The sequence below is a fragment of the Acidiplasma cupricumulans genome (assembly GCF_001402935.1).
Lineage (GTDB): Archaea > Thermoplasmatota > Thermoplasmata > Thermoplasmatales > Thermoplasmataceae > Acidiplasma > Acidiplasma aeolicum.
The window spans coordinates 1-5218 of sequence record NZ_LKBH01000223.1 but is presented as its reverse complement, the minus strand read 5'-3'; the positions used below and the strand labels follow the sequence as shown (position 1 = coordinate 5218).

5 protein-coding genes are annotated in these 5218 nt (G+C 38.1%); all 5 read left to right on the top strand.

Annotation, left to right across the window (positions count from 1 at the left end):
- Nucleotides 1–99 precede the first annotated feature (99 nt).
- Genes AOG55_RS06480 through cyoE form a run of 5 tightly spaced genes read left to right on the top strand, consistent with a single transcriptional unit; the run spans nt 100 to nt 5208 of the window.
- The gene (locus AOG55_RS06480) at nt 100–2601 is read left to right on the top strand and encodes a cytochrome c oxidase subunit I (RefSeq protein WP_055041055.1); all 2502 of its coding nucleotides are present in this window, start codon (nt 100–102) and stop codon (nt 2599–2601) included.
- A gap of 11 nt (nt 2602–2612) precedes the next feature.
- On the top strand, nt 2613–2852 hold the full coding sequence (locus AOG55_RS06475; RefSeq protein ID WP_048101948.1) for a hypothetical protein: 240 nt from the start codon (nt 2613–2615) through the stop codon (nt 2850–2852).
- On the top strand, nt 2849–3463 hold the full coding sequence (locus tag AOG55_RS06470) for a sulfocyanin (protein WP_048101947.1): 615 nt from the start codon (nt 2849–2851) through the stop codon (nt 3461–3463). The genes AOG55_RS06475 and AOG55_RS06470 overlap by 4 nt, the downstream gene beginning before the upstream one ends.
- Before the next feature lie 10 nt (nt 3464–3473).
- Nucleotides 3474–4295: a cytochrome-c oxidase gene (locus AOG55_RS06465; protein ID WP_048101946.1), complete on the top strand. Its 822-nt coding sequence runs from the start codon at nt 3474–3476 to the stop codon at nt 4293–4295.
- Between the two features lie 49 nt (nt 4296–4344).
- Entirely contained in the window at nt 4345–5208 is an 864-nt protein-coding gene (cyoE, locus tag AOG55_RS06460; RefSeq protein WP_048101945.1) for a heme o synthase, read from the top strand.
- Nucleotides 5209–5218: the final 10 nt, after the last annotated feature.

Sequence of the window (5218 nt, the reverse complement as noted above, 5' to 3'; positions counted from 1 at the left end):
ATAGCATTTCATATTTTTTATTTGAATTATAAAAGAATATCTAATTACGTGAATATATTCTATAATTAATTTTATAATTAGATAAAAAATATACAACACATGGATAGCGCGAGCGAAGCAGAATATGAATATAACAACAAGATTTATAATTCTGTGAAAGGCTGGATTTTTACAACTAACCATAAACAGATTGGACTTTTATACATACTGACATCACTGGTTTTCTTTATTGGTGGCGGTGTGTTGGCCTTACTTATGAGACTTCAGCTGGCAATACCAAGATATGATCTTGTCAAGTACAGTCTCTTCTCAGGCCGTTTTCTTGATGCATTACAGTACAACCAGCTTGTCACAATACACGGATTAACAATGCTTATATGGTTCCTTGGACCACTTGGGACTGGTTTTGGTATTTATTTAATACCTCTGGCAATAGGTTCCAGGGATATGATATACCCCAGAATAAATGCACTTGGGTACTGGCTTTACCTTTTCAGCGGCATACTTCTATGGATCGGCTTTTTTATGCCAGGCGGTAACCTTGATACGGGATGGACAGTTTATCAGCCATTATCATCATTTAAATTCACCCCTTATCTGGGAGCTGATACTGCCGCAGCTGCAGTGGTGGTAAGAGGTCTTGGTACCATAATAGCATCAACAGAAATTATTGCAACTGTATTTAAGGCAAGGGCCAGAGGATTAAGAATGATGAATATGCCGCTATTTGTCTGGGCAGTATTCTGGGTGGCGGCCATATCCTGGTTTATATTCCCTGAAATAACAGCCCTATTCTTTATACTTGTAGTTTCCAACGTTTTAGGTTTATCCGGATTTATATCCACCTATGGAGGAGCATTAATGTGGGAGAACCTGTTCTGGTACTTTGGGCACCCTGAGGTATATTTATTACTCTTACCCGGAACAGGGGCCATGTTTGATTATTTATCAAATCTTGGCCATAAAGCACCATATCTTAAAAAATGGATGATAGCAGCAATGGGAGCAATATCAGTTGATGGTGTAATGGTTTTCCTGCATCACACATTCATGACAGGTATAGTATTTGCATGGCTAATGGCCACAAGTATATTCACTGAATCAATATCCATACCAACAGGAATGATGATAGTTGGAATTATAGCAACATTACTGGGTGCAAAACACAAGTTCCAGACTCCTGTATTATTTGCCCTTGCCGCATCAACATCATTTATGATTGGTGGGGTTACAGGGGTTACCAATTCATCATTAGCCATTGATACAATAGTCCATGGTGATTATTATATAGTGGCCCATTTCCACTATTTCATGGTCGGTGTTGCTGTTATGGCCCTTATGGGCAATCTTTACTATTACTTCCCAAAATTCACAGGAAGAATGTACAGCGAAAAGCTGGGCAGGCTTCATTGGGCGTTTGCATATCCCGGTGTCAATATCCTCTACTTCCCAATGTTCTTCCTTTATGATCTGCCAAGAAGGGTATATACATATCAGTCTGGGTTTGGATATACCATATTTAATGAGATATCAACAATAGGGGCATTCATATTTGGGCTATCATTCCTTATAATGTTTGCCAACTTTGCATGGTCACTTAAATATGGAAAAAGGGTTACAGAAAATAACCCATATAAGGCCACGGCTGGATTCGTCTGGTTTACCACAACACCTCCAAAATATTATAACTTTGATTATGAGCCATATGTTGGTGGCGCAGATAACAGGGATCTTTTATTGGATGAAACAAAACCAATAAAACCAAGTAAGGTTGAGTTATCCTCAAGACCCATGCTTATTGCAGGTGGTGTGACACTTGCCTTCTTTGGAACAGTTGTTGCATTAATGGGCTATAAGCCATACGCATTTGGATCCTATTTCGCATACATAGGCTTTGCAATAGTGGCAGTTGCTTTAGGCTTATTTGCATGGGGAGGTATTGGCTGGATGTACGATGACTACAAACTAAGGTCTCCAAACGTACCGCCTATGTATAAGAAAGACCCTGTTACAAAGGGATTCAACAACATGAGGCTTGGAATGCTTATATTCCTTGCAGGAGATATGATATGGATGGCAACATTCTATGGAACCGTGGAATGGTTAAAACTGCAGACCATCTCACCATATGTTGAGGGAAACGATCCCACAACCTTCTTCTTCCCTGCCATGGCAACAGTATATAATGTAATATCAATAATAACAATAGGCATAGCAGCTTTATTCGCATACTTCGCACTCCGTGGTGCAATAAATAAAAAGGCATCAGCATCATCAACTTATATGACAATTGGGGTAATATTTGCAATAATATACCTTATCACAGCAATAATTTCACTTGAAACAATGAATGCAAACAGCGTGCTGGCACTTGCAGCCACCGGAACAAATCCGGTTACATCAATGTTCTGGTTAATATCATTAATGGACGTAACATTCTCATTAGGTGTTATAGCCGTTATGATAAAGTATATCATAAGTGTCAGCAAGAGTAAAAAATTCCTTTGGGGAAGGGTGGCTACAAGCGCAGATATACTAATGTGGTTTGTGGCATTTGTATTCCTTACAAGTGTATTCACAACCATAGCGTTTATAGCATGAGGTGATATAAAATGACTGAAAATATAAAAAATGATAATATATTAGGGCAAAAGGCTGAAAATGTTACTGCTGAAAAACATACATATTCAAATGAAATCTCGGATGAGGAACTGCATCTGTCCGATGATGACTTTGATTGGAAGGAGTACAGCATATGGAAGAATCCATATGCCTTGGTTGTTATAATAATAGCCATATGGTTTTCACTATGGCTATTTATTAATGTGTTCATGGGCAGGTGGTTTTCATGAAGCCAATACAAAAGGCAGCTGTAGCCGCACTTATTGTGGCCATTATATTAATTGCTGCTATGGGTATAACCGCATTTGCATACCACCCAATGAATACAGTGATGTCAGATCAGGGCCCTGTAAACCATAAAGATTTACCATACTATAATACAACGGTAAATGGTAAAAAAGTTGAGGTGGTCAATCTCTCACTGGCTGCATGGGGGCAGGGTAATGGTTATCCTGATGCATATCCATACAACTTTAACGGTACATCCTATGGTGCAATGACCATATACTTACCAGCAAATGCTGATATACATGCTAAAATGACCAATTATGAGGTTAAACCGCATACATTAAAGATTGAACTTCCGTATCCGTCACAGTGGAAGAGAGGACCTATATGGGCCCATACATCCGCCCATGTGAAGAAGGTCATTAACAGTACTGGTTCAATACTCCCAATTTGGTATGGAAATGTTGCACATTCCAAATCAATATGGTGGAATGATACACAGGCCGGTAATTACTGGATAGTGTGTGGATTAACCACCCATGCAGAGGCAGGAATGTATGTATATGTGATAGTTAGTTCAAATGTTACTGTACCATACTATACAATAAAATGAGGTGTGAAAAATGTTTAATATACTAAATATATTGCCAAACGCATACCAGCTCATTCCCAAAGGATCAATTACCGGGGCAGAAATAACATCAATATATCTTGCTTATATAATCCCCGGCATAGTTATAGGTGCAGGATTCGCCTTCTGGTATATCTATGTGTTCCTTAAGAGCTGGAAAAGGCATGAGGAATTTGACGAAAATGCCCCTTATAACCCTGATGAGGATATGAGACCTGGAAGAATAGAAAACATAGAACGTGGGAATAAAACAATATTTAAGGTCTTCGTTCTCTTTGTGGTGATTGTTTTAATATCACTGCTGGTATATGACTTACCACCTGCATACGGTATAAGGGTTGCCGGGGCTGCACCAAGTGCTCCAACCGATAATCATCATTACCTTGATATAGACGTTGTGGGTTATCAGTGGCAGTGGATATTCATATATCCAAATGGTTCATCCACAAGGCACTTTGCTGTACTGCCTGCTAACACACCAATTCAATTTAATGTGACCAGCGTTGATGTCATGCACTCGTTCTATCTAATAAATGTAACAAAGGTTGATGCCTTCCCTGGGCATTATAACTACATATGGACAAATATTACAACACCAGGCCTTTATCATTTCGAGTGCGTTGAGTTATGTGGTCTTGGGCATGCTCATATGAGGGGACCTGCATTTGTATTACCATACAGCCAGTGGAAAACGTGGGAGAGCCAGCAGAAACCTGGTGAAATGAATGAAACATTTGTATACAATGGCGTAACATACTCATACGGGCCAACACTATATGGTGCAACTCCAACACCACCATCTGCTGGAGATTAAATTATTTTTTTATTTTATTTTTAATGTTTTGTGTATCAGGTGATTAAAAATGTCTAAACTGAAAAACTTTATGAAAATTACCAAGCTTGAAATTACGATGCTTATAGACATGGTTGCAATAGCAGCATTTCTGGCAGTACCTGGTGGTAATAAATATCCATTTCTATTATTAATACTGGTAATAAGTGGGACACTTGCCTCTATGTCTGCAAGTTTGTTCAATAATATTTATGATATAGATATAGATATAAAAATGAAAAGAACGAGATCGCGCTCAAAGATAGTAAATGAAAATACACGCAATAGAATGATATTCTTTGCATCCATTATGATTGTTATATCCCTGGTGCTTTCATATTTTCTTCTTAATTTCCTAACAATGATCTTTATATTTGGTGGTTTTCTTAGCTATGTCGTGCTTTACACCATAGTCCTAAAAAGACGCACCTCATGGAATATAGTAATTGGTGGTATAGCAGGAAGCTTTCCAGCACTTGCCGGCTGGGCATCCTTAACAGACTCTGTATCAATAACATCCCTATTCATAGCGTTTCTCGTATTTATGTGGACTCCCACACACTTCTGGAATCTATCTGTAAATAACATAGATGATTATAAAGAAAACAACATACCAATGTTGCCCGCCAGAGTAGGAATTAAAAAAACCGCATTTTGGATAATGATTAATACCATTATTCTGATCACCTATTCTCTTATACCCTTCTTTATCAGTTACATACATGTTGGTTATCTGTACTTCCCCATGGCAGTAATAATGGATGTTATACTCCTTGCCTATGTAATCAGGCCCTTCATGAGAAATTATGACAGAAAATACTTTAGAAGCGCCTTTGGTTTTTCCAATATGTATATGCTAATATTATTGATAGTTATAATGATTCCATTCATATAAAAATAAATAT